The sequence below is a fragment of the Psychrobacillus soli genome, from assembly GCF_006861775.1.
Classification (GTDB): domain Bacteria; phylum Bacillota; class Bacilli; order Bacillales_A; family Planococcaceae; genus Psychrobacillus; species Psychrobacillus soli.
Map to the genome: position 1 here is coordinate 110,180 of NZ_VDGG01000014.1, position 21,884 is coordinate 132,063.

31 protein-coding genes and 2 pseudogenes are annotated in these 21,884 nt (G+C 33.8%); 29 read left to right on the plus strand and 4 right to left on the minus strand.

The features are described 5' to 3' along the window. The first annotated feature begins 145 nt into the window (after positions 1-145). The 5 genes from FG383_RS08445 to FG383_RS08465 all read left to right on the plus strand — a co-directional run bounded on the left by FG383_RS08445 (position 146) and on the right by FG383_RS08465 (position 3,266). Positions 146-697, plus strand: coding sequence for a hypothetical protein (locus FG383_RS08445; protein WP_142606839.1), 552 nt, complete (start codon positions 146-148; stop codon positions 695-697). A gap of 74 nt (positions 698-771) precedes the next feature. Beyond that, positions 772-1,068: a hypothetical protein gene (locus FG383_RS08450; protein ID WP_142606841.1), complete on the plus strand. Its 297-nt coding sequence runs from the start codon at positions 772-774 to the stop codon at positions 1,066-1,068. 192 nt (positions 1,069-1,260) lie between these two features. Next, entirely contained in the window at positions 1,261-1,743 is a 483-nt protein-coding gene (locus FG383_RS08455) for a DUF2975 domain-containing protein (RefSeq protein ID WP_142606843.1), read from the plus strand. An 11-nt stretch (positions 1,744-1,754) separates the two neighbouring features. Next, entirely contained in the window at positions 1,755-1,970 is a 216-nt protein-coding gene (locus tag FG383_RS08460) for a helix-turn-helix domain-containing protein (protein WP_017153334.1), read from the plus strand. A 48-nt stretch (positions 1,971-2,018) separates the two neighbouring features. Beyond that, positions 2,019-3,266, plus strand: coding sequence for a DUF4153 domain-containing protein (locus tag FG383_RS08465; RefSeq protein WP_142606845.1), 1,248 nt, complete (start codon positions 2,019-2,021; stop codon positions 3,264-3,266). A gap of 172 nt (positions 3,267-3,438) precedes the next feature. On the opposite strand, the gene FG383_RS08470 is transcribed toward FG383_RS08465, so the two are convergent. Next, complete coding sequence (locus tag FG383_RS08470; protein ID WP_246096918.1) at positions 3,439-3,801, minus strand: VOC family protein; 363 nt, start codon at positions 3,799-3,801, stop codon at positions 3,439-3,441. Between the two features lie 227 nt (positions 3,802-4,028). Here FG383_RS08470 and FG383_RS08475 point away from each other — a divergent pair, with 227 nt between their 5' ends. Together FG383_RS08475 and FG383_RS08480 are read left to right on the plus strand one after the other, a co-directional pair. Further along, positions 4,029-4,529, plus strand: coding sequence for a sigma-70 family RNA polymerase sigma factor (locus FG383_RS08475; protein WP_142606847.1), 501 nt, complete (start codon positions 4,029-4,031; stop codon positions 4,527-4,529). After that, on the plus strand, positions 4,526-5,785 hold the full coding sequence (locus tag FG383_RS08480; RefSeq protein WP_142606849.1) for a DUF4179 domain-containing protein: 1,260 nt from the start codon (positions 4,526-4,528) through the stop codon (positions 5,783-5,785). Before FG383_RS08475 ends, FG383_RS08480 begins: the two co-directional genes overlap by 4 nt. A 295-nt stretch (positions 5,786-6,080) precedes the next feature. On the opposite strand, the gene FG383_RS08485 is transcribed toward FG383_RS08480, so the two are convergent. Beyond that, complete coding sequence (locus tag FG383_RS08485; RefSeq protein ID WP_142606851.1) at positions 6,081-6,644, minus strand: cysteine hydrolase family protein; 564 nt, start codon at positions 6,642-6,644, stop codon at positions 6,081-6,083. A gap of 528 nt (positions 6,645-7,172) precedes the next feature. Between FG383_RS08485 and FG383_RS08490 the strand changes: the two genes are divergently transcribed. The 8 genes and pseudogenes from FG383_RS08490 (at position 7,173) to FG383_RS08520 (ending at position 11,613) form a co-directional block, all read left to right on the plus strand. After that, complete coding sequence (locus FG383_RS08490) at positions 7,173-7,613, plus strand: NUDIX domain-containing protein (protein ID WP_142606853.1); 441 nt, start codon at positions 7,173-7,175, stop codon at positions 7,611-7,613. Positions 7,614-7,790: 177 nt separating this feature from the next. After that, positions 7,791-7,958 carry a hypothetical protein gene (locus FG383_RS21300; RefSeq protein ID WP_246096920.1) on the plus strand — a complete coding sequence of 56 codons (168 nt, stop codon included), beginning with the start codon at positions 7,791-7,793 and terminating at the stop codon, positions 7,956-7,958. Between the two features lie 170 nt (positions 7,959-8,128). After that, positions 8,129-8,860, plus strand: a complete 732-nt coding sequence (locus FG383_RS08500; protein ID WP_142606855.1) for a class I SAM-dependent methyltransferase — start codon at positions 8,129-8,131, stop codon at positions 8,858-8,860. Between the two features lie 148 nt (positions 8,861-9,008). Then, on the plus strand, positions 9,009-9,449 hold the full coding sequence (locus FG383_RS08505; protein ID WP_142606857.1) for an SRPBCC family protein: 441 nt from the start codon (positions 9,009-9,011) through the stop codon (positions 9,447-9,449). 249 nt (positions 9,450-9,698) lie between these two features. Further along, positions 9,699-10,097, plus strand: a pseudogene (locus tag FG383_RS08510) (transposase); the annotation flags it as partial. Between the two features lie 17 nt (positions 10,098-10,114). After that, positions 10,115-10,282, plus strand: coding sequence for a hypothetical protein (locus FG383_RS20860; protein ID WP_185907884.1), 168 nt, complete (start codon positions 10,115-10,117; stop codon positions 10,280-10,282). 253 nt (positions 10,283-10,535) lie between these two features. After that, positions 10,536-11,192 carry a helix-turn-helix domain-containing protein gene (locus FG383_RS08515; RefSeq protein WP_221887516.1) on the plus strand — a complete coding sequence of 219 codons (657 nt, stop codon included), beginning with the start codon at positions 10,536-10,538 and terminating at the stop codon, positions 11,190-11,192. Further along, the gene (locus FG383_RS08520; protein WP_142606861.1) at positions 11,167-11,613 is read left to right on the plus strand and encodes a toxin-antitoxin system TumE family protein; all 447 of its coding nucleotides are present in this window, start codon (positions 11,167-11,169) and stop codon (positions 11,611-11,613) included. Before FG383_RS08515 ends, FG383_RS08520 begins: the two co-directional genes overlap by 26 nt. Before the next feature lie 340 nt (positions 11,614-11,953). Here the strand turns inward: FG383_RS08520 and FG383_RS08525 are convergent, their stop codons facing one another. Beyond that, on the minus strand, positions 11,954-12,457 hold the full coding sequence (locus tag FG383_RS08525) for an aminotransferase-like domain-containing protein (protein ID WP_185907886.1): 504 nt from the start codon (positions 12,455-12,457) through the stop codon (positions 11,954-11,956). Positions 12,458-12,465: 8 nt separating this feature from the next. Between FG383_RS08525 and FG383_RS08530 the strand changes: the two genes are divergently transcribed. The 12 genes and pseudogenes from FG383_RS08530 (at position 12,466) to FG383_RS08580 (ending at position 19,349) form a co-directional block, all read left to right on the plus strand. Next, a complete protein-coding gene (locus tag FG383_RS08530) occupies positions 12,466-12,720 on the plus strand; it encodes a branched-chain amino acid transporter permease (protein WP_342782134.1) in 255 nt (84 codons plus the stop codon). A gap of 154 nt (positions 12,721-12,874) precedes the next feature. Then, positions 12,875-13,204, plus strand: a pseudogene (locus FG383_RS08535) (hotdog domain-containing protein); the annotation flags it as partial. Between the two features lie 255 nt (positions 13,205-13,459). Further along, a complete protein-coding gene (locus FG383_RS08540) occupies positions 13,460-13,609 on the plus strand; it encodes a histidine phosphatase family protein (protein ID WP_142606865.1) in 150 nt (49 codons plus the stop codon). Positions 13,610-13,799: 190 nt separating this feature from the next. Further along, on the plus strand, positions 13,800-14,255 hold the full coding sequence (locus FG383_RS08545; RefSeq protein ID WP_142606867.1) for a GNAT family N-acetyltransferase: 456 nt from the start codon (positions 13,800-13,802) through the stop codon (positions 14,253-14,255). A gap of 422 nt (positions 14,256-14,677) precedes the next feature. After that, on the plus strand, positions 14,678-15,157 hold the full coding sequence (locus FG383_RS08550; RefSeq protein ID WP_142606869.1) for a GNAT family N-acetyltransferase: 480 nt from the start codon (positions 14,678-14,680) through the stop codon (positions 15,155-15,157). 58 nt (positions 15,158-15,215) lie between these two features. Beyond that, positions 15,216-15,491 (plus strand): hypothetical protein, encoded by a 276-nt coding sequence (locus tag FG383_RS08555; protein ID WP_142606871.1) that lies wholly within the window; start codon positions 15,216-15,218, stop codon positions 15,489-15,491. A 210-nt stretch (positions 15,492-15,701) separates the two neighbouring features. Next, the gene (locus FG383_RS08560) at positions 15,702-15,998 is read left to right on the plus strand and encodes a hypothetical protein (RefSeq protein ID WP_142606873.1); all 297 of its coding nucleotides are present in this window, start codon (positions 15,702-15,704) and stop codon (positions 15,996-15,998) included. 151 nt (positions 15,999-16,149) lie between these two features. Beyond that, positions 16,150-16,314 carry a hypothetical protein gene (locus tag FG383_RS20865; protein WP_185907887.1) on the plus strand — a complete coding sequence of 55 codons (165 nt, stop codon included), beginning with the start codon at positions 16,150-16,152 and terminating at the stop codon, positions 16,312-16,314. A gap of 307 nt (positions 16,315-16,621) precedes the next feature. Beyond that, complete coding sequence (locus FG383_RS08565) at positions 16,622-17,278, plus strand: hypothetical protein (protein ID WP_142606875.1); 657 nt, start codon at positions 16,622-16,624, stop codon at positions 17,276-17,278. Positions 17,279-17,491: 213 nt separating this feature from the next. Then, on the plus strand, positions 17,492-17,932 hold the full coding sequence (locus tag FG383_RS08570) for a GNAT family N-acetyltransferase (RefSeq protein WP_142606876.1): 441 nt from the start codon (positions 17,492-17,494) through the stop codon (positions 17,930-17,932). 301 nt (positions 17,933-18,233) lie between these two features. After that, complete coding sequence (locus FG383_RS08575) at positions 18,234-18,674, plus strand: hypothetical protein (protein ID WP_142606878.1); 441 nt, start codon at positions 18,234-18,236, stop codon at positions 18,672-18,674. 396 nt (positions 18,675-19,070) lie between these two features. Further along, positions 19,071-19,349 carry a UPF0158 family protein gene (locus FG383_RS08580; RefSeq protein ID WP_142606880.1) on the plus strand — a complete coding sequence of 93 codons (279 nt, stop codon included), beginning with the start codon at positions 19,071-19,073 and terminating at the stop codon, positions 19,347-19,349. A gap of 343 nt (positions 19,350-19,692) precedes the next feature. Here FG383_RS08580 and prli42 read toward each other — a convergent pair whose 3' ends face one another. Further along, complete coding sequence (gene prli42, locus FG383_RS08585) at positions 19,693-19,791, minus strand: stressosome-associated protein Prli42 (protein WP_142606882.1); 99 nt, start codon at positions 19,789-19,791, stop codon at positions 19,693-19,695. A gap of 127 nt (positions 19,792-19,918) precedes the next feature. On the opposite strand from prli42, the gene mce reads away from it, so the two are divergent. Together mce and FG383_RS08595 are read left to right on the plus strand one after the other, a co-directional pair. Beyond that, positions 19,919-20,329 (plus strand): methylmalonyl-CoA epimerase, encoded by a 411-nt coding sequence (gene mce, locus FG383_RS08590; RefSeq protein WP_142606884.1) that lies wholly within the window; start codon positions 19,919-19,921, stop codon positions 20,327-20,329. Positions 20,330-20,333: 4 nt separating this feature from the next. Then, a complete protein-coding gene (locus FG383_RS08595) occupies positions 20,334-21,881 on the plus strand; it encodes an acyl-CoA carboxylase subunit beta (protein ID WP_142606967.1) in 1,548 nt (515 codons plus the stop codon). Positions 21,882-21,884: the final 3 nt, after the last annotated feature.

Genomic DNA, 21,884 nt, shown 5'->3' on the forward strand with positions numbered 1-21,884 from the left:
GATGAAGCTTTAATAATGGAACGTAACGGTTGCTTTAATTAAACAAGTGGTTGCCTGTAAAGGTAGCTTTTTCTTATTGAACTAACGCGGCAGGATAGTTAAAGGACATTTAGGGTACGTTACTTTTAAAAAGGAGGTAACCTAAATGAAAAATCCATTCTTAATTAGTTTGTATACGTTTATATTTTTGTTCAGTCTTTCCATGTTTTTAGGAAATCCTGTTTATTCACAAACTACACTTTCAGATAAAATGGAATATTTATATCCTGCAAATAAGGAAAAAAATTTTGATGAAACTGTAGATGAATTTTACCAGGCATTGAGAGACGTAAAGTATCCTGGCCATCAGGAGCTTTATCAAAGATATATGCAGAAGCCAAAGTCACAACAAAGACATTTGGATACTGTTCTTTATAAAGAAATGCCTGATGCATCTATAAACATTAGGGAAAAGTTACTGTTTAATGAGATAGAAGGATTAAATTATATAATTTCTGATGGAAATATTCTTCGTCCCTACCCTGATATAGATATTAACTACCATCAGACTGTTAGCCCTGATAGACAAGTTTACTTTTTTTATTCCTTTAAAGACACAGAAAAAGAATTTAGAGGTAGATATGCAATTTATGATATTAAAACAAAAGAAATGGTAGCGGGTGGAGGTACTTATATGCCAAAGTCTCCAACTCACTAGGAACACTTACGATAAAGAAGGATAAATTTGGGGGAAATAGCAAAAAGGTATTGTTCGTCTTGTTCAATTAACGGGTGCTTTACTTCAAGAATGAAAATAATGCAATTCAAACCAATGCACAGTTTGTAGAGGTTCAATCGATTAAAAATGACCTATATCATGACTTAACGGTACGATTCATCAGTCTTTACGTTCATGAAGCCGTCAATAGCCACTATCAAACAGCAGATTCTTTAATACAAAATTTAAATACTGCACCATCATTAATGCGTATTGGGGAAGTAAAAAGGGCTGGTGAATTACGAGAATTAGACCTTGAAGTAGGACTTCGTTCAGCTTTAACTTTTTATCAGCTTTTTCTTATTGAATGAACGCAGCAAGTTAGCTGAACAAATTTAATGATTTAAAGTTATAGAGCATTTCTTTGAATGAGGAATGCTTTTTATTTTTGCTTAAAACAAAATATACAATAAAAATGTTATTCAAATTAATAAAAATTTATTGTAAAACGATAACATGTGTATTAAAATCAAAATAGGAATAATTAAGTGAGGTGTTTTTTTATGGAAAAAGTAACAACATTGTTTTTAAAAATAGCTGTTATTCTTTTAGGAGTACCAATTCTTGCTCTGTGCATTTTTTTGGTGCCTGAGATGGGGGAACTTGCAGCAAAATTGCTTCCAGAGTTTACTTTTATTAAATATCTTGTTTTCATCGCTTTTGATGCATCAGCGATACCTTTTTACTTTGCTTTGTATCAGGCTTTCAAACTCTTACGCTATATTGACAAAAATAAAGCTTTTTCTGATTTATCTGTAAAAGCTTTAAAGAAAATCAAATACTGTGCCATCACAATCAGTATTTTGCATGTGCTAGTTTGGCCGCTCTTCTATATCTTTGCGGAAGTAGACGACGCACCAGGAGTGATCTTTGTCGGATTGGTTGTTCCTTTTGCTTCGATGGTTATCGCAGTCTTTGCGGCTGTTCTCCAAAAACTTTTACAAGAAGCAATTAATATTAAATCAGAAAATGATTTAACGGTCTGAGGTGAATAACAATGGCAATTATAATCAATATTGATGTGATGTTAGCAAAAAGGAAAATGAGCGTTACAGAACTTTCGGAAAAGGTTGGAATAACAATGGCGAACCTTTCTATATTGAAAAATGGAAAGGCAAAAGCGATTCGATTATCCACTTTAGAGGCAATATGTAAGGCTTTAGAATGTCAGCCTGGAGATATTTTAGAATATAAAAGTGACGAAGACAGTTAAACATTTTGGAGGAAACTTAATATAACAATTATTAGGGGAGGTATAACTATGGACATTAACAATTTGATTATTGAAAATATTGATCATCCTCAAGAGTTGGAGAGAATGTATAGAAAAGACCCGAAAGCTTTTAAAAAGTCATTCTCATACGCATGGGAACAAAATCCTGATTCTCAGGTTCTTGGTGTTTGGTATGAAAGATTGCATTTCAAGGAGACGGCAAATACAGAAAAATCTTCCTTGCTTCAAAAAGGTTTCTTGTTCATGGGTATCTTAGCCATTCTGGCCGGGATAAGCACCAGGATCATTTTCCATTTTGTCGAACAGGAAGTAATTGCGCCAATTAACCTGGCTTTTGGTATAATTCCCTTTATTGCTGCCTATTTTGTTTACAATAATACTCCGAAAAAAAGTGTTATTTATTCTCTTGCAGCTTTGTTTCTAATTTCCGGAATTTATCTTAATATGCTGCCATTAAATTATAAAGACAGTATTATCCTTGCTTATTTACACCTTCCCATATTTTTATGGATATTGGTAGGGCTTGCATTTACAGGAAATGAATATTCAAAAGGCAGTACAAGATTAGCCTATATTAAATTTAATTTGGAATATTGTATTCTCTACGCCAGCATGGCGGTTAGCGGAATGGTACTAGCAGCATTAACTATGCAGTTATTTAGCTTTGTTGGCTTGGATATAGAAGACTTCTACTTTAGTAATGTCGTTTTATTTGGTGCTGCCGCTCTCGCTATTGTGGCTGCATACCTGGTATCAATGAATCTTAAACTTGCTAAGAATATTACACCATATATAGCTAAAATCTTTAGTCCTCTTGTCCTAGTCACATTGTTGGTCTATCTTATAACGGTTATATGGGTCGGAAAAAATCCGTTCTTGGACCGCAATTTCCTGATAGCCTTCAACGGAATCCTCCTTGGTGTATTGGCCGTTACCATATTTTCCATTATCGAGAGCGACTCAGACGAGAAAAAGAACATTTCAGATTATATAAATTTTGCCTTAATTGTTCTTGCGCTTATCATTGACAGTGTGGCTTTGTCAGCCATCGTGTTCAGACTTTCTTCTTATGGGATTACGCCTAATAGACTTGCTGTTTTAGGAGTAAACATACTTATCTGGGCAAATCTAATTTGGATTATGCTCTCCTATATTCGTTTTCTACAAAATAAGTCCGGACCTTCAACTATCCAAGATGCAGTTACTAAGTATTTGCCGGTCTACGGACTTTGGGCAGCTTTCGTTATATTTACTTTTCCTCTAATTTTTAATTAGAAAGGCTCTGTTAAAGTAACGAAAAGCTAATCGTCTTAGCGTATAAAATCCTTAGAGCCGATATTATGCAGCTTTTTATACAGAGTTGCATAGTTTTGGCTTATTTTCAGTATTAAAGATAAAAAAGTATATTCAAAAAAGCCTGACGATTATGTTGAACTTGTTATATTTGTTACAAATTTTCAAATTGGAGGTATTCTAAAATATTTCCGAAGGGGTCTCTAAGACTAATAAATTTACCTGGAGGATAATTAGTTGGTTCATCTATAATAAAATTCACTTCTTTCTCTTTTAGGTATTTGACTTTTTCATAAATATCTTCAGTTCGCAATCCTAATACAACTCCTGAAAGATCTTGATTATAAGTTGCATTATCGTTCTCCTCTAAAACAAGTGGTAACTCTCCGTGTACAAGTGATACAATTTTTGGACCATAGTGTTTGTTTAATTCAAAACCTAAAGTATTAGTATAAAACTCGATTGCTTTGTTTAAATTTGGCACGTAAATACTAATAACACAGACTTGATTTATCATATTAATCCTCCTGTTTTAGGTATTATTACATATATTCTACACTCTTTAACAATTATCCTTTTTTACTTTAGTTCAATAAGAAGTGATATTTTTGGCTTTTAAGAGACAGCCTCTATTGTTTGTAATTCCATTTAATTTAATTGAATTCGCAGTATTCTCAAATAATTTAAAAATTTTTGAACGAAATGAAAAATTGCCACGTCTAATGAAGGAAGGAGGCGAAAAGGATGGAATTTGAAATCGAACAGCGTGCTATTCGTGGGGATCATCAAGCGATACTTTCACTTATTGAAAAGGATGAAGATATTTTATATCGCATGGCTTTTACATATATGAAAAATGAGCAAGACGCTTTAGACGTGATGCAGGAGCTGATTTACAAGGCACTTAAAAAAATGCATACCGTTCAACAGCATGAATATGCCAGAACATGGCTCGTGCGCGTCTTAATCAATTGTTGTAAAGACTATTTACGGAAACGCCAACCAACTGTTCCAATTGAGGAACATCACCTATTTGAATGGGTCATCTATTCAGATATGGAGAGATTATTGGAGAATTTAACCTTGTCGGAGCAGCAACTCGTCTATATGAAATATTTTCAGCAACTAAAAAACAAAGAAATTGCTGAGCTAAATCAAATTCCGGAGGGTACTGTTAAGTCTAAGCTTCATTACATATTAAAGAAGCTTAGAAACTTCGCTAGAGCAAAGGAGGACTGGCTATGAGTAAACTACCTATTGACGTGCCAAAGAAGAAACTTCAACAAGTTCGAATGGATATGTATCGTAAAGTTCAGCGAGAAAAAAGAACAAAGAAGCGCATTGTTTCGGTTGCAATCGTCTCTTTGTTTTGTCTAAGCCTTTTATTTTCCATTCGCGTTTCTCCTACGATTGCTAGCCATGTTGCAAAAATACCTGGCTTTGAAGCACTTGTAACAGCGGTTTCCATCGATAAAGGAATACAAGATATTGTGGACAATGAATACTATGAAGAGATCAATGCGATGCAGTCTAAAAATGGTCTTTCGATTACATTGCAAGGCGTGATTGCAGATCATACGGGATTTGTACTCTTCTATGACGCCGATTCCTCCTTTGATATTTCGAAATTATACTTGGAGGATGTTCAATTGTTTCAAGGGGACGATGAAATGGAATGCGGCTGTACATTTCTCGCGAATGCAGATCATCAAACACATATCTCATCTTTAGTAGAATATAATTTTTCAGAGCCAATAGCTTATACTTCGAAGGATTTTAAAGCTGTTTTTCATTTTAATGATAAAGATAAGGGAAACATTGAATTTACAATACCGTTTACACTACAAAAAGAAATTGCACAGGAAAAAATTATTACGGCGAATCGTACTGTAAATGTCGATGGTCAGAAATTTACGATTACACAAATTCGCCGTTCTCCATTAAAAATGGCACTCGACATTGAAATAGACGAAGAAAATACGATGCAAATTTTATCGCTAGATGATATTGGGGTCGTGATGCAAAGTGGAGAGCGAAGAGAAAGCATTAAAAATGGCATATCAAAAAGCGGAAATATCCGAGACGGCAAATTTACTCTATATTTGCAAAGTGATTATTTCCATGACCCGGATTCACTCTCGATTATTATTGGAGCTGTTCAAGCTGTTCCAAAGGGAGAAGATTTTATCGAAGTTGATTTTGGTAGAAACGAAGTACTTACAAAGCCCGATTATTTCGATTGGGACATTTCCGTAACGCATCAAAGTGTATCAGTTGCTGTAAATAAAGGGGATAATCAAGGTAGACTTTTAATGCTACATGAGGCTGTAAAAGAAGATGGTACGACTTTAGAACATACAAGTAGCAAGGTTTCACGAGATGAGCAGTACGTAGTTGAGACGACGCAATTTCAAAATTATGATGGCAAAGCAAAAATATATTTAAACTATTACTCCAATCCTATTGGAAAAAATATTGAACTGATGATTCCAGTGCAATAAAGTACAGATGTTTAAAAAGGTCCTCCTTTTTGAACATCTGTTTTTATATTTCAGAGCAAGCATTAAGTATATTTATTTAGAATAAAGATAATAAATGGAAATCCAAAGAAGTGAAAATGACTTGGGTTAGTTAATTATGATTGTGCTATCGAGTGATTAAGTAAATGATCTTGGGCTGTCATAGGTCACTCATTTTCTTAATAAATAAAATAAACAGGGAATTCTCCCTGCTTATTCTGTCACAAAAGTTCATGTATTTTGTTGTTTTCTTGCATCAAGATATTAAGTGTTACCTTTAATTTTCCCGATAAGAGTCATGAGTTGGACGAAACACGTCTTCCCCTGAATTTCTAACTATTGAAAAGTGTTCAACATTATAATGCCCATGAAGCGTTTCATTATGGTGCTTTATTATTTGTTCTGCACTTAAAAAATCACTGTCTGTTGTTGAATGGGCATCACCGACTAAAGTCACGTCAAAACCATTAATCGTTGCTGTTCTGACTGCACTATCAATACAATGCTGTGTTTTACAACCCATCATAACAATATGTTCAATCTCTTGTGATCTCAAATGATCTAGAAGCTCTGTTCCATGGAAGGAATTCGTTGCAGTTTTATCAAAAAACTTAGTATCAGCAGGTACATTAATGTCATCGTGAACCTGAAAACCTTTCCCTTTACCTTCAGCAACATCTAAATCTCTAACAAATACAACTGGAACATCTGATTTCCTTGCTTTTTCGATCAGTAAATTAATATTCCTAATAAGTTGCACTTTATTAAAAACAGCACTTTCTACTTGATTCCCATCAATTAATTCTTGTTGAGCATCAATGATTAATAATGTTTGATTCAAATAATTTTCCCCTCTCAAAATGCGGGAAAACGCTAAACAGTTTGATTAGTTAGTCGTAATCCCTTTATTAATTTTCAAGTAACCATTTCTTTTGTTTGTCATAATATCTACCTCCAATCAAATATTGTCTAAATTAATTGAATTATTAGACCGTTAAATTATATCATATTTACTTTAATAACAGTCAATACAAAATAGAATAATTATAGCTTTAGTTCTATTTTTACGTCTAAAACATCAAGTAGATTTCGGCGATTCGTTGTGAAATATCTCACTTAAACTTAAGGGAGTTTAGTGAAAGAGTATCTTTCATCTTCTGAGTATTAGTAGTAAAATGAATATGAACTGGAAAATTGTAACTAGGGTTCCGCTATCTAGGTAGGTCAGTGACCAAGGGCTACATCTTTTACAATATGTAAAAGGCACCTATTGACATAAAAGGTCCGAGGGGAAAGGTTCAGCGTATTTCTTATGCGTTGAAATCTTTCTCTTCGGTCCTTTTTTTATTATTTTATGGAGGGTTATTGTATGAAAAAAATTGATGATTTAAAAGCTGGGATTGCAGTCATTATTTTGAATGAGGAAAAACAAGTTTTGTTACAGAAAAGGTCAGATGTAGGACTATGGGGCATTCCTTCAGGACATATAGAAATAGGGGAAACAGTTTCTGAAGCAGCTATCAGAGAAGTAAAAGAAGAAACTAATTTAGATATAAGAATTAAAAAGCTTATTGGTGTGTACTCTGAGCCTAATTCACAGGTGTTTGCTTATCCAAATGGTAAAGTAGTACATTTTATAACAACCTGTTTTCTTGCTGAAATTACTGGTGGAGAACTACGATGTAATTCCTCTGAGTCACTAGAAATTAAGTTTTTTGAACAACAGAACCTACCGCAAGACCTATTGAAAATGCATCCTTTATGGTTAAACGATGCACTTGCTAATAGAGAATTAGCGTTTATTCGTTAGTGAAATTCTTATTGAAGTAACGGGCAGCCATCCATGTAGCATCTTCATCATATAGTTGACTTTGGTTATGAAGAATCAGTAAATGGATAGGAACAAGGTTTTAATTTCGCTAAAGAAAATAATGCTCAGTGGAATATAAATGTAATTTCAATTCTTCCTTTAAAAGAAGATGAAACTATGGCTATTTTATCAGCTACTTTAATTATTCAAGGTAAGAGTTTAGGAACAGCAAATTTATTCTTTCAAACGTTCAAAAAAAATAGCATTAATGATTGGGAATTAATAAGAAGTTATATAGAAGCAGGAATTCCGTATATTAGTACAAACAGCGTGCTGTTCAACTAACACTGCAGGTTAGTTCATTAATTAATAGTTATAGCGATAATTTTTTCTAGAAACTAAATAACCTCCTACTTGTAGATTACAGGTAATATGTGGTAAAATATATTAATTTGTGTATTTGGCGATGAATCAAATTGCCTGACATCTTAAATTTTAGAGGGGGAATCGTTTCGATGGAGTTTAAAGGATCTAGCGTTTACGATCAAACGGATTTTTTAAAAAATTACATGACTAGAAGAAACAGAAACGATAGTCCAAATAATGCCATTGAAGGACCGATTATCTATGAATTAATTGGGAGCTTTCAAGATAGTAGTATCTTAGATTTAGGGTGTGGTGATGCATCTTTTGGAAAAGAGCTTTTACATTTAGGAGCAAAAAACTACACAGGAGTAGAAGGATCGGAACAAATGGTAGAAGTTGCACGCTCTAACATACTTGAACAAAATGGGACAATACATCTTGAAACTATGGAATCTTATGATTATCCAAAAGAGGTATTTGATCTTGTAACATCTCGATTTGCAATCCATTATGTTGCAGACATTAACCGCCTGTTTAAAGATGTTCATAAAACACTTAAAGAAGGTGGAAGATTTACTTTTAGTATCCAGCATCCACTGACAACTTCGTCATTTGCTAGTAAGCAATCTGGGGATAAACGTGGTAATTGGATTGTCGATGACTACTTCCATGAGGGGGAAAGAAAAGAGCCTTGGATTGACCAAATAGTGGTTAAGTATCATCGAACAATCGAACATTATTTTAAAGCACTTAAACAAGCTGGCTTTTCAATTCTAGATTTACGTGAAGGTACACCCAAGCGTGAACATTTTAGTAGTGAAGATGAATTTGTTAGAAGACAACGAATTCCAATTGTACTGGCTTTTTCTTGTGTGAAGTAAAATAAACATCCTAATATTGAATGTTGAACTCCCATGAAAATTAAAAAAGTTATGTAAAATGAGTGATGTAAGTTTATGCTTACTATGTAATAATTATATTGTAGGAATGTAAATTTCCAATTTATACGAAGTGAAAGTGGGGATCATAATGGCAACGGGAACACATACAGTAGAAATTCCAGTAGATGTACAAGCAGTTTGGGATTATGTCAGTGATCTTGAAAAATGGGCAACGACGGTACCGGCCTATAAAGAACATGAAATCATCAATGACACGCAATCTTTTTGGACATTTGAAGGTAGTGTGAAAGGTATTAAAAAAACAATAAAAGCACAGGTAGATATTACCGAATGGAATGAACCTTCCAATATTACGTTTGAACTAAAAGGTTTAACAGATAATTTTACAGGAAGCGGTCACTTTACAGCAGAAGAAGTTAATGGTAAAACTACAATGACTTGTACGGTGGAAGTTCATGCAGGCGGATTATCTGGCGCGATGTCAACACCTATTATTAAATGGGCTGTTCCAAAAGTAGCATCTCGTTTAACGGAATCTATCGCACGTAAAATTGCAGTATTCTCCTAGTTTCTAAAGATTGGAAGTCGCTTCGTTTTGGAGATACTTCTTCTGAAGTAAAGATTGTAACATTCTGATGTTATGACGAAGAGTTTTACTAGAAGGTTTATATTTAACGGAAAAAGGGGCTGTTTAAATGAAGAAGCCACTGAAAAGTCCAGATAGTTTAACTTAGCGAGGTATTCGACGATTTAATCGTCGAATACCTCGCTTTTTTTCATTTATTATAGTTTTATTAAATGCAGGTGTTGTCCCAAAATGATTTCTAACCAAGAAACGTTCAAGTTAAGTCCTTTCATGGCAATTTACGATATTGTCATCCCAAAAGATAATATGCTTTGTTAAATAATTGAGCTAGTCGATTTTACATTCATATTAGAAGAATTGAAAACAAAATACTGTTTAGACTATGGACGTAATGCGATTCCTTCGATTCGTATGTTTAAGTATTTATTGTTAAAGTCCATTTTTGATGTATCAGATGTAGATCTAGTGGAACGTTCAAAATTTGATATGTCATTTAAATATTTCTTAGATATGGCACCAGAAGATCCAGTTATCGATCCAAGTTCACTCACAAAATTCCGCAGGCTTCGTCTTAAAGACGTAAGCTTATTAGACTTGCTTATTGGGAAAATCGTTGAAATCGCACTTGAAATAGTACACAGACAGGTATGGAAATTAATACGGTAATTGATGACGCAGCATACTCTGAAAAGGCAAATATTAATTACACAAAAGAATCATCTGCGGGTCTTTTTGGCATGGAAATACAAGGTGCCACAGCAATGTTCGCGGTCAATCCTAAGCGAATACTCACATTGTTAAGAGAAAAAGAATAGAAAAGATCAAAGAAACAGGCAACTTCATGTTCAAAATCGAACAAGAAGTTGCCTGTTTTTGTTTGAAAAAACGATACGAATTTAAAAACGTAAGTTTTTCAGTGCCCTCTTGCACTGAGAAGGTTCTTTTTTGGCATTGATTTGTATAATTTGTATAGATAAAGGTAACAATAAACTTTAAAAGTACTTTCCGTTTACTTTCAGTTTGTTGACAAACTGAAAGTTCGACGATATGATGGAGGTGAGAGGTGAGATGATTATGCGTCCTACAGTAATTGAAAGAGAGATTTTAACTGGATCTGCTGCTCACGATTATACGAAAAAGATGGTAGAGACAGACCTAATAGTTACAGCTACATTGGTTAAGCACTTATTATTTACAGTAAAAGGTGCTGAGCAGTATCGAAACGAATGGAATGAAGATAACTTATCTAATAGGGAGAAGCTTGTTGAATATTTTAATCAGTTATTGGTACACATTTCAACGGAATCTATACTAGAAAGTATAGTAACATACTCAACAAGTGAAGTTGCTAAGTTTATTGGTGTATCACAACAAACGATTAATGCTTGGATACGTGATGGGAAAATTAAAGGTGTTGAAAAGGATGGAAATAAGTGGTCTAAAATACCTGAAGAAGCTGAAGTTATTTTATCGAACGGAAAACGATTTACAATTGCTACTTTAAAAGCTAATTGGGAAGTCGAAAACGAAGAACCTGAAGTAGATGAAATAACTTATCTAGAGCACTCAATAAAAGAATTAGAAGAAAAATACGATGGTAAAACTTTCGAGGAAGTTTTTGGCGATAAAACTATTTTGGAATTAACGGAAGAAGACACAGATGCTTCGGTTTGGTTGTCGTATAAAGTGAGGTTGGAAAGTGCCAAAAAAGCTAGGAATAACTAAAACAACCTTTAGCAACCTTGAAGTACGTTATGAACAAATTTATAGCGTATCATTTTCTGAAACACCGCAAGGACAATTAGGTCATAAAAAGGGTAGAGAAGTACTAGCAAAGATTAAATTTTTTGATGATGCTTGTTATCTACAATGTAGAGAAATCTTCGATAAAAATAATTTGGTGGAATATTATTATGATTGGTATGCCGGCAACGGTACCATACTTCAAAAATTTCACGCTCATTATCATCCGAATGATACACCCGAGGAAGTAAAAAAGTTTGATCCTTGGCATTGGCATGTGCCTATAGATGAAAAAGAGAAAGATGGTCAACGAGTACCAGGCAAGGAAGGCTACACAATTGACGATGTACTTGAAGAACATGTGCTACCACACATACTTCGATTGAAACGCTCTAAAAAGTAGAAAGTTGGTTAAGGAACAAAACCAACTTTCTTTTTTTATTATTCTTGTATATTTCACCTCTAGGTGTGTATGGTAACCGTATTATTATCTAATCTTTGCTATTTATGATAATTATGTTACAAAAACTTAAGTAATAGATTCCCTATAACAGATTTATTTAACTAATGGTGCCTTTAATGGAAACACATATAGTTGCTAAGACGGCTTTTTTTTCTTGTTCGACTAAGAGCAATTGAGTTCAATATGAAATAATCGAAAGAATTTTTTTGAGATTAAATCATTTATAAATATAGACACCAAAATCCAGTATTGTATCTTCAGGGGAATTGGTGTCTATTTACTAGTGCTTGTCCACATAATATTTGAGTATTTCTAATCCTCTTTGTAAGTCATCTAATGTGTTAGTGGAGGAAAGTGCTATACGTAGATAATGATACTTTGTCGTGCGTCCACTCATAAAACGAACTGAATGGAAAACACGTATTCCCTCGTTTTTTAAATCTGTTTCGATTTGTGACGTGTTCAAATGCGTTTGGATCGGTAGCCAGCGATAAAAACTAAGTGGATGTTCACCCACTTTTTTTTCTGGAAAATAATTCGTATAGATCTCATTCGCCATTTGTGCGAGTTGTTGCTTTTGATTAGCAATTTTAGATGCAACCCCGGACAGTATCAATTCAGTAATCACTTCTGCGTCGAGCGAAGAAGTTTTGACATTGTTCGTATATATGGACTGTAAAATCTTATGATGAAAGGCGTCGCTATACACCATATAGGCTACACGTAGACCTGAGCAAATGGACTTTGAGGTTCCACAAATATATACTGTTTGTTCTGGTAACAAGTTAAATATTGGCTGCTTATAATCCTCTATTAACCCTGCTGTTAAAAAGGCGTGGATATCATCCTCTATCAAGATTAACTGATGTTGGTCTCTTAGTTATCTATTGTTTGAAAGATGTCACGCTTTTAACTGGCTCCCATGGTTTTCCTGAGTTGATCGGAGTAGCAGTTGTGACTGGATTACATCTTTGGAAGCGCAATATGTTGTTATCGATAGCTGCTGGGACAATTGTTTATATGTTACTTGTACAATTCATTTTTTAAATTAATTCAAACAAAGGGGATATGAAAAATGAAGAAAAAAATAGATGAATTACACATTCATGAAACACATTACGAGGCAATTTTACAACAAGTAAAAAATGATCCTTATGCTCTTTCTTTAGGTATTCAGTTGACCTAATTCAAAGCTGGTTTTGCGGAGGCAAAATTAGAAGTACAAAATCATATGGTCAATGCATATGGCACGGTGCACGGTGCCGTTATTTATGCTTTAGCAGATTTTGCTTTTTCGGTAGCCTGTAATGCATATGGAAAGACCTCTTTAGCGGTAAATACAACTATACAATTTATGGAATCAGCTAAACCTGGGGACAAGTTATTAGCCCATGCAACAGAGGTTAAACGTAATTATCGTACAGGATTCTATCGTATTGAGGTTTATCATGAAGAAAATTTGATTGCAACTATGGAAGCTATGTCTTACCGTAAGGACCATTATTTCATTGAACTTGCTGAAATAAATTAAATAACAGGTACTTAGCAAAACTAGGCTTGATCAAAGATTATTTTTTAAAATGATCCTTATTGAACTAATGGATGCTTTAGTTAAACAAGGCCATCATTTCGATGGTCTATTTTTATGTCCAGAACATCAAGTAGTTTTTGGCGAGCCAGTGTGAAATGTTACACTAAAACTAATGAAGCAGGTTAGCTGAATAAGAAAGATAACATATAACTAAATATTTTCTAACAGAAAAATCATTAAGGGTGTGATAAATATTTGTTAATTTTATATATAACTAGACATGGTGAGACTGTATGGAATACGCAAAAAAGAATGCAAGGTTGGAGTGATTCGGAACTAACAGAGAAGGGGATAAGTAACGCTGTATCTTTAGGAAGTTTCAATAAGAAAATAAAATTACTATAAGAAGGAATTAACTGGAGAAAAATAGTATAATTAATAAGTCTAAAAATTCATTCAATATAATTTTTAGGTATTAGTTTTTAGAGGAGGCGTTCATTATGACAAATAAAAGAATTTATGAATCACTACAAGGGGATAACGACTAATTAACAAAGTTGTTTAGCGTTTCCCCGAATTTTGAAAGGGGAAAATGATGAGTACAGAAAATGTGAGAATCGTAGAATTAAATGCAGAAAACTGGTACGACTGTTGTAAACTAGAAGTATCGCCAGAACAAAAAGATTACCTAGAGCCCAATGCTGTTTCAATAGCTCAGTCAAAGTTTGAGCCTACATTAAAGCCATATGCTATTTATGCTGAAGATAAAGTAGTTGGCTTTTTGATGTACAATTCAGTTCAAGAGGAACTTGATGGTTATTGGATATATAGAATAATGGTGGATAAGGAACTTCAAGGCAAGGGGATTGGTAAAGCCGCTACTAAGTTAATGATTTCAGAAATGGCTAAATTACCGAATGCAGAAAAAATTGTTGTAGGTTTTCATCCTAAAAATTTTGGAGCCTATAATTTATACGCGAGTTTAGGATTTATTGATAAAGGTGATAGGTTCGGTAAGGAAATGGCAGTTATAAAAAATATTACCGAGTGACAGATCGATAGAATATATCCGCAAGAAAGGACCATTATTTGGTCCTTTCTTACTGTACGAACGGGTAATTTAGTTTTAAATCATGGGTTGCTTAGGTCAACTCTTTTTCTATTGAACTATAGCAGGAACATACAATTATAGTAAAAAGGATGGAATGATTATAATAGCGAAAAGTGAAAAAGAAATTCTATTACTGCATAGCGACAAAAATTTTACAACATTATTTCAGTGTTAATTTTGGAACATCACTTGCTGAAAATTGGATAGCTAAACAAGGTGGGGCAGATCATTCAGCATACCTAATTGTAATGGAAAGTTCTATAAATAATTTCTTGGCTGCAGGAAGTATCCTTTTTGGGATTGGCCTCGCCACTATTATTTTTACTTATTACAACATACTTAATATTTGAGGAGAATGATGTATGGATTTTAAATATGTAGAAATATCAGATGCTGCTGTAATTCATGACTTAATGATTAGAGCATTTATGGAGTATATGGATGCAGTGCCACCCTCGAGTGCTTTAGAGGAGACGGTTCAATCAATATCAGCCTCTTTAAAAGAAGGAGAACAAGGCTTCATTGGTTATGTAGATCATAGACCTGTAGGAATGGTTCGTTTTCTATTAAACGAAAAGGGTCTTTATTTTTTTAGATTATCAGTTATCCCAGAAAAACAGGGGCAAGGTATTGCGAAAAAAATATTAAAATCATTAGAAGACTATGCGATTAATAATGGAATTCACACATTATTTTGTAAAGTTCGTATGACTGTACCTAAAAACATTCAATTATATAGTTCAATAGGGTTTAACATTTATGAAGAGGAAGTAGTACATAAGCCGAACGGTATAAGCATAAAAGTTGTTTCAATGGAGAAAAAGTTATCGTTCATCGAGTAATTGAGAGTTATTTTATTAAAACACTGAAGAGAAAGAGGTTGTCGAGGAAACAAAATCTATGTTTAAAGATTCATTTGAATTAGTTATGGAAAACAATCTTGCTATTTTCAAGGGAAATAAGGAACTAGATCTTCTAAATTATTTATTATTTAACTATGTGGATAAAGAGGGGAAGTTAAAATGGTTCTCTATTTTTTTGAGTAAAAATACTAGCCCTATTTTTCATTCTGAACATTGGGGTAGGGAATTTTTTGCACCTAATGTAAATAAAAAAGATATAGCATTTATTAAATCGGTAACGCCAAATGAAACAAATTTCAATCAATATAAATAGCGGGATTATCACTACGTTACGGAACGAACGGGGCAGGATTAATGATTTAAAAACAAAAAATATTGGATAGCATTTAATAAGGTTTTTTAGAACTCCGTCAAATGATTTTGAATATTCACTCAATAATGATCTGTGACTTAGAACTATTTAATGAAATAAAATTTTAAGTAGCCGATATGATCTTATTAAAAAGTGAAAGGAGGTTCTAACATGGAGTTTATCATGGCAAATGCACCTGTTGTAATAGTGGGAGGGATTGTAGTATTTGTAATTCTAAGGCTGAAACATAAATATAACCAAGGGTACCTAGGTAAGAAAAAATCGAAAGGCGCTCAGTTTATATTAGATAGTTTAATACCAATGGGAATGCTTTGTGGCTGTGCTATCGGTGTGATTTGGGGCATGTTTTTCCGAATCTCTCTACTATCTACAGTTAGTTTAGGAGCTGGAATAGGTTTTTTATTTGGATATTTTGCTTATGAAATTTATAGTAAGAAAAATAAATAGTTATTTTTCTGAAACGGGCGCCTATCAAATTAGAAGAAGATAATTGCTTCGTACTTGCAATTTCAAATACGAAAGAACAAAAACTGGTTGTAATGGAATGGTTTCAATAGTTAACCATAAAAATTTTATTCAACTAACGGATGCTTAGTTCATGAGCATTGAAAAAGCTGTACCAATAAGCGAACCTATAGTAATACAAACAAACAAAAAGAAAAAACTCATTGATTCCCAGCCGTTCAATGTGAAAAAAGCCACGACCGCGATTACAAATGATATTCCTATTAAAAGAACACTAGGTATCCAATACTTGGGGTAATTCTTTTTTCGAAGAATAGATGATGAAATCATAACTATGAGAATGGAAGCTAAAGTAATATAAACAAAAATATGTAAAAAGTTTCTCCCCCTTAAATATTATTTAGTAGTAAAATTACCTATTATTGGTTTATTTTATCTGAAAATTCTAACAATATATAGGCAGGAATATCGAATTGGCTAACATGAGTGGAAAGAGGGCAACAGGTTATGGTTTTAAACCAAAAGAAGTGAGTAAACGTATTAAATATGAAAGGAATGATGGAAAATAAAAAAGGAAAGATAAATATAATTTGAGGGGGATTTAAATGCAGAAAAAAGGAATTTTATTATTAGCAATATTAAGTATGATTGTTTTCTTAGCAGCTTGTATAGATAAAAGTTCAGTGGATAACAGTATAGAAATGGATGAAAAAGACGCTACGAAACAACTTATTGAAGATAAAGATACTCAAATAAAGAAATTAGAAGAGAAGAATGAGGAACTTCAAGATTCATTGCATAGTATTCAAACAGATTTGAACTACACGAAAGAGGAAGCAAATTATTATAATCAATTGATTGATGAACTTTTAAATGATTATAGTGATGCTCAATTACTAGAGTTAGCAAAAAAGTTATGGAATTATGAGTTAGAAGTAAATGGATCACCCGTTCCGAGAGACGGTATAATAGAAATACAGGAAAACACAATTGAAATTTCTTTGATAGAAACACAACCAGCTTATGTTGTTTTACCAGATGATATTTTTATACAAGGAAAAGTCAGTGGGAATTATTATGACCATTTAAAATTTAACGCTAATCCTTCTGAAACATATGGCACTGATGGAACAGTTGTTACGGGAGTACATCACAAATTTGTAGATGTGGAAAAAGGGGCCACTATTTCATTCTCTATTACAGAAGAGTTAAAGAAAAGTTTAGGGTTAGATACCGCAGAAATTATGATTAAAAGCAGATAAATAATTCATCAAATTTTTTAAGCTAACGGGAGCTTTAGTTAAACAAGACTATCATTAGGATGATCTATTTATATGTCCAGATCATCAAGTAGATTTCGGCGGTCCAGTGTGAAATGTTATACATAAACTACCTGGGCAGTTTAGTTGAAGGATAAATGTTGTCTTAATAGATGGTATAATTTGAGAGGATTTTATAATTGGAGGAATTGAATTATGGCGAATTCTACATTAGAAACTATATCTGAGTTAACAAATAGCAAACAGTGGTTAGAAGCTTTTCCTATTATGAAGCAATTAAGAACTGATTTAACAGAAGAAACATACATAGAGTTACTTCAAGATATGAGTAAAGATGGGTACAAGCTATACGCAATGTATGTTGAAGGTGAAATAGTTTCACTAGTTGGATTAAGTTGGAGAATTAACTTTTATAATAAGCGTCATATTTTTATTTATGATTTAGTTACTGATGTGTCTCAACGGTCATTTGGTTACGGAGAGAAATTGTTAAAGTACATACATGATTGGGCTAGTGAAAGTGGGGCAGAGTATGTAGCTTTGGAGTCAGGTTTACAAAGAAGTGATGCACACCGTTTTTATCAGGATAAATTAGACTATGACAAATGGTGTTATTCCTTTAGAAAAACATTGTAATAGGATTTTAAACTTTAATTATTATTTTTACTTAACTAGCGGGTGCTTTACTTCATGAAGGAGTAAAGCCCTTTTCTTTTTTGAGCTAACTGGACAGTTTAGTTGACGATGGAAGGCTAAGAATAAAAATAAGCAAGAAGAAAGCATTTTGGACATACTTTATTAAAACACTACAGGAAGTAATTGAGTGTGGGATTAATAAAACTGATATATGGAAAATGATGTGCAAAAGAAAAAACCAAACTTTTTGAATATTCTTACGTAATATAAATACAAGTACTTTTCTTTTAGGAGGGATATTATGAACATCATATTTATGGTGATTTTTATAGGTATTGCTATAACAGTCGTATTTAAAATAGCCCATTTACTATACTTATTATTCAAACTAGGTTTCAACTTTGAAGTAATCAATTTCCTATTCGTCTTTGGTTTCATGGCAACCTTTGCAACATTCATATTAGTCGGTACAAATTATAGTACAGTAAGTTTTATAATATCTTCACTCATCGGTGGTGCGATGCTACCTTCATTATTCGATATCACAAAGATGAAGACGGCATCTCATTACGGGCAAAAGAGACCAACGAGCGTATCTGAAAACAACTACGCATGGAGCTACTATGGCAGTGGGAATGGGAATGGGAATGGGAATGGGAATGGGAATGGGGATTGCGGAAATGTAGGTTTTAGTAGTGATAGCGGAGGCGATTGTGGTGGTGGCGGGGGAGGTGGCGACTAACCGCATAATAACAAAAAAAGAATCCATACGAGTGGTCGTATTTATGGATTCTTCTTTTTATTTTATTTAGGTTAATGGAAAAATGTATAGGATATTAACCTATTATCAGTTTTTCTTATTGAAAACGCCGCAGTTTAGTTTTGTTCAACGAAAGGATGCTTTACTTAAAGGGGGGAAAGCCTGTTCTTAATTTAGCCAAAGGGCAGGACAGTTGAAGATAAAACTTCATTTATATAATTTTTTGAAGTCGATGTTCAGGATTCTCCATATTAAATATTCTATGAGGAATTTTTATATCTTGTTGTACATGAAATTTATAATATTATTATAAAAATGGAAGGTGATCTATAATATGAGTATTCAAGTGAATGGGAACGAGAAAATAGAATAATTGCTATGGATGTTGTTGAAAACTTTGAAAATTACATAGAGTTACCTACTAAACATGAAGTCAATGAATATGAAATTATGGAAGACTTTTGCCTAGCAGTAAAAGATCAGCAAAAGAAGGATTCTTTATTATTAGAAATTAGTAGAAAGGGTGCTTTTAGAAGATTTAAGGATAAAATAGTAGAATTTGAAATCGCAGATCAATGGTATTTATATCGTCACGAGCGATTTAAACAAATTGCGATAAAATGGTGTCAGAATAATAACGTAAACTATATTGAATAGTATTTTTCAAGTTTATACAAACAACCTACACTAGATCTTGAAATGAGCTACATTCAATTTTTTCCGAAGATAATTTACAACAGTTTTCTACTAATAGGAATACCGAGTCCTAGATTAAAACTCTCTTTGAATTATTGATGACCCAAATACCAAAAACGATTATTGATTAAATTTTAAGTATCTAATTCTTAATAGGTTGTTTCATAGACAGATTAGCGCTTTTGTAGAATGTATATATACGGTACCTTATTATATTGTATTTAGTATTAACAATTTTGTTTAACATAGCAAATATATAGAAAAAACAGCGGAAGCATGCGAGCTACCGCTGTTTTTTTATCCATTATTGCAGGACGAAGCTTAATCCAAATAATAGGGAAGACATGACCATTACTAAAATCATTAAATAGACAACAATTTTACGGAATTTTTGATTGCGCATGAAATTCTCTCCTTTAGCATGTACTACTATTTTAACAAAAACGAAAAAAATCACAAGAGGTAGCCATTTATTTTTGAAATCTGTACAATAGAATAGAGAATAGTCAAACAGTAAGGGGTGTGCAACAATGGAAAAGGTCGATCATATTGGGATTGCTGTGAAAAATATAGAAGATTCCCTTCCATATTACACAGAAACACTAGGTTTGAAACTAATACATATTGAAGAAGTTCCTTCTGAAAAGGTGCGAGTTGCTTTTATCGATAGCGGTAATGTAAAACTGGAATTACTTCAGCCCATCGACGAAACTAGTGCGGTTCATTCTTTCATTGAGAAAAAAGGAGAAGGTATACATCATGTTGCCTTTGGAGTAACTAATATTCAACAACGTTTAAATGAGCTGAAAGAAAAAGGGGTAAGGCTCATTCAAGAAACGCCAAAACTTGGAGCGGGTGGTGCGCAGGTCGCATTCATTCATCCAAAAGCATCTGGCGGGGTTTTATATGAGCTTTGTGATAAAACAGGGGGAGCGAAGTAAACAAATGGATATTTATGATAAAATCAATGATTTATATGATCGCAAGCGCAAAATCGAATTAGGCGGCGGAGACAAACGTATCGAAAAGCAACATGAAAAAGGGAAGCTTACTGCTCGTGAACGAATTGAGTTACTTGTGGATAAAGGCTCATTTGTCGAGTTAAATCCATTTATCCAACATCGTACAGTTGACTTTGGGATGGATAAGCAAGAAGGACCTGGTGACGGGGTGGTCACAGGGTATGGGAAAGTGAATGGTCGACCAATTTATCTATTTTCACAAGATTTCACTGTATTTGGAGGAGCACTTGGAGAAATGCATGCGCTGAAAATAGCGAACGTGATGGATTTGGCTGCTAAAAATGGTGCGCCGTTTATTGGGCTAAACGATTCAGGTGGTGCTCGTATCCAAGAAGGGGTTGTGTCCTTGGATGGGTACGGACAAATTTTTTATCGTAATGCGATTTACTCCGGAGTTATTCCTCAAATCTCGGTGATTTTAGGACCTTGTGCTGGTGGAGCGGTGTATTCCCCTGCTATTACTGATTTCGTTTTCATGACGGATGAGACGAGTCAAATGTTTATCACTGGACCAAAAGTGATAGAAACAGTAACGGGTGAAAAGATTTCTGCGGAAGATTTAGGCGGATCAAAAGTACATAACACGATTAGTGGAAACGCCCATTTCCGTGGTAAAACAGAGGCGGAAGTACTGGAAAGTGTGCGTTTACTTTTGAGTTATTTACCTCAAAACTTCGAGGAAAAACCTACAATTACGGATGTAGCAGCGGAAAATGATGATCGTCCAGATTTAGCGGATATCGTTCCATTTGAAGCCGTTCGTCCGTACGATATCCGAAAAGTGATCGAGCAAGTAGTGGATACGGATTCTTTTTTAGAAGTGCAAAAAGAATTTGCTAAAAATATTGTCATCGGTTTAGCACGTATTAAAGGAGAAGTGGTTGGACTCGTTTGTAACCAGCCAAAAGTAATGGCAGGTGGATTGGATATCGACTCAAGTGATAAAGCTGCTCGCTTCATCCGTTTTTGTGACGCCTTTAATATTCCAATCATTACATTTGAAGATGTGACCGGCTTCTTCCCAGGTATTAAGCAAGAGCACGGCGGCATTATTCGTCACGGGGCGAAAATTTTATTTGCTTATTCGGAAGCAACTGTTCCAAAAATGACTGTTATTTTACGTAAAGCATACGGCGGGGCTTATGTAGCACTAAATTCCAAATCGATAGGTGCAGATGTAGTGTTTGCATGGCCAAATGCGGAAATTGCAGTAATGGGTCCACAAGGGGCTGCGAATATTATTTTTGCACGTGAAATTGCAAATAGTGATGACCCTGAAAAAGTACGTGCAGAAAAAATTGAAGAATACCGTGAAAAATTTGCTAACCCGTACGTAGCGGCTTCGATGGGGATGGTCGACGATGTAATCGATCCTCGTGAAACACGTATTAAGTTAATACAAGCATTAGAAATGATGCGTAATAAAAAAGAAACAAGACCAAATAAAAAACATGGAAATATTCCACTATAAAGG

Bases quoted from the DNA above. Each gene is read 5' to 3' on its own strand.
- FG383_RS08555 (WP_142606871.1), top strand. From the start codon at position 15,216: ATGTTTAAAGATTCATTTGAATTAGTTATGGAAAACAATCTTGCTATT.
- FG383_RS08505 (WP_142606857.1), top strand. From the start codon at position 9,009: ATGGCAACGGGAACACATACAGTAGAAATTCCAGTAGATGTACAAGCA.
- FG383_RS08580 (WP_142606880.1), top strand. From the start codon at position 19,071: ATGGATGTTGTTGAAAACTTTGAAAATTACATAGAGTTACCTACTAAA.
- FG383_RS08460 (WP_017153334.1), top strand. From the start codon at position 1,755: ATGGCAATTATAATCAATATTGATGTGATGTTAGCAAAAAGGAAAATG.
- mce (WP_142606884.1), top strand. From the start codon at position 19,919: ATGGAAAAGGTCGATCATATTGGGATTGCTGTGAAAAATATAGAAGAT.
- FG383_RS08550 (WP_142606869.1), top strand. From the start codon at position 14,678: ATGGATTTTAAATATGTAGAAATATCAGATGCTGCTGTAATTCATGAC.
- FG383_RS08560 (WP_142606873.1), top strand. From the start codon at position 15,702: ATGGAGTTTATCATGGCAAATGCACCTGTTGTAATAGTGGGAGGGATT.
- FG383_RS08445 (WP_142606839.1), top strand. From the start codon at position 146: ATGAAAAATCCATTCTTAATTAGTTTGTATACGTTTATATTTTTGTTC.
- FG383_RS08565 (WP_142606875.1), top strand. From the start codon at position 16,622: ATGCAGAAAAAAGGAATTTTATTATTAGCAATATTAAGTATGATTGTT.
- FG383_RS08570 (WP_142606876.1), top strand. From the start codon at position 17,492: ATGGCGAATTCTACATTAGAAACTATATCTGAGTTAACAAATAGCAAA.
- FG383_RS21300 (WP_246096920.1), top strand. From the start codon at position 7,791: ATGGCTATTTTATCAGCTACTTTAATTATTCAAGGTAAGAGTTTAGGA.
- FG383_RS08465 (WP_142606845.1), top strand. From the start codon at position 2,019: ATGGACATTAACAATTTGATTATTGAAAATATTGATCATCCTCAAGAG.
- FG383_RS08490 (WP_142606853.1), top strand. From the start codon at position 7,173: ATGAAAAAAATTGATGATTTAAAAGCTGGGATTGCAGTCATTATTTTG.
- FG383_RS08515 (WP_221887516.1), top strand. From the start codon at position 10,536: ATGATTATGCGTCCTACAGTAATTGAAAGAGAGATTTTAACTGGATCT.
- FG383_RS08595 (WP_142606967.1), top strand. From the start codon at position 20,334: ATGGATATTTATGATAAAATCAATGATTTATATGATCGCAAGCGCAAA.
- FG383_RS08575 (WP_142606878.1), top strand. From the start codon at position 18,234: ATGAACATCATATTTATGGTGATTTTTATAGGTATTGCTATAACAGTC.
- FG383_RS08545 (WP_142606867.1), top strand. From the start codon at position 13,800: ATGAGTACAGAAAATGTGAGAATCGTAGAATTAAATGCAGAAAACTGG.
- FG383_RS08475 (WP_142606847.1), top strand. From the start codon at position 4,029: ATGGAATTTGAAATCGAACAGCGTGCTATTCGTGGGGATCATCAAGCG.
- FG383_RS08500 (WP_142606855.1), top strand. From the start codon at position 8,129: ATGGAGTTTAAAGGATCTAGCGTTTACGATCAAACGGATTTTTTAAAA.
- FG383_RS20860 (WP_185907884.1), top strand. From the start codon at position 10,115: ATGGAAATTAATACGGTAATTGATGACGCAGCATACTCTGAAAAGGCA.
- FG383_RS08480 (WP_142606849.1), top strand. From the start codon at position 4,526: ATGAGTAAACTACCTATTGACGTGCCAAAGAAGAAACTTCAACAAGTT.
- FG383_RS20865 (WP_185907887.1), top strand. From the start codon at position 16,150: ATGAGCATTGAAAAAGCTGTACCAATAAGCGAACCTATAGTAATACAA.
- FG383_RS08470 (WP_246096918.1), bottom strand. From the start codon at position 3,801: ATGATAAATCAAGTCTGTGTTATTAGTATTTACGTGCCAAATTTAAAC.
- FG383_RS08455 (WP_142606843.1), top strand. From the start codon at position 1,261: ATGGAAAAAGTAACAACATTGTTTTTAAAAATAGCTGTTATTCTTTTA.
- prli42 (WP_142606882.1), bottom strand. From the start codon at position 19,791: ATGCGCAATCAAAAATTCCGTAAAATTGTTGTCTATTTAATGATTTTA.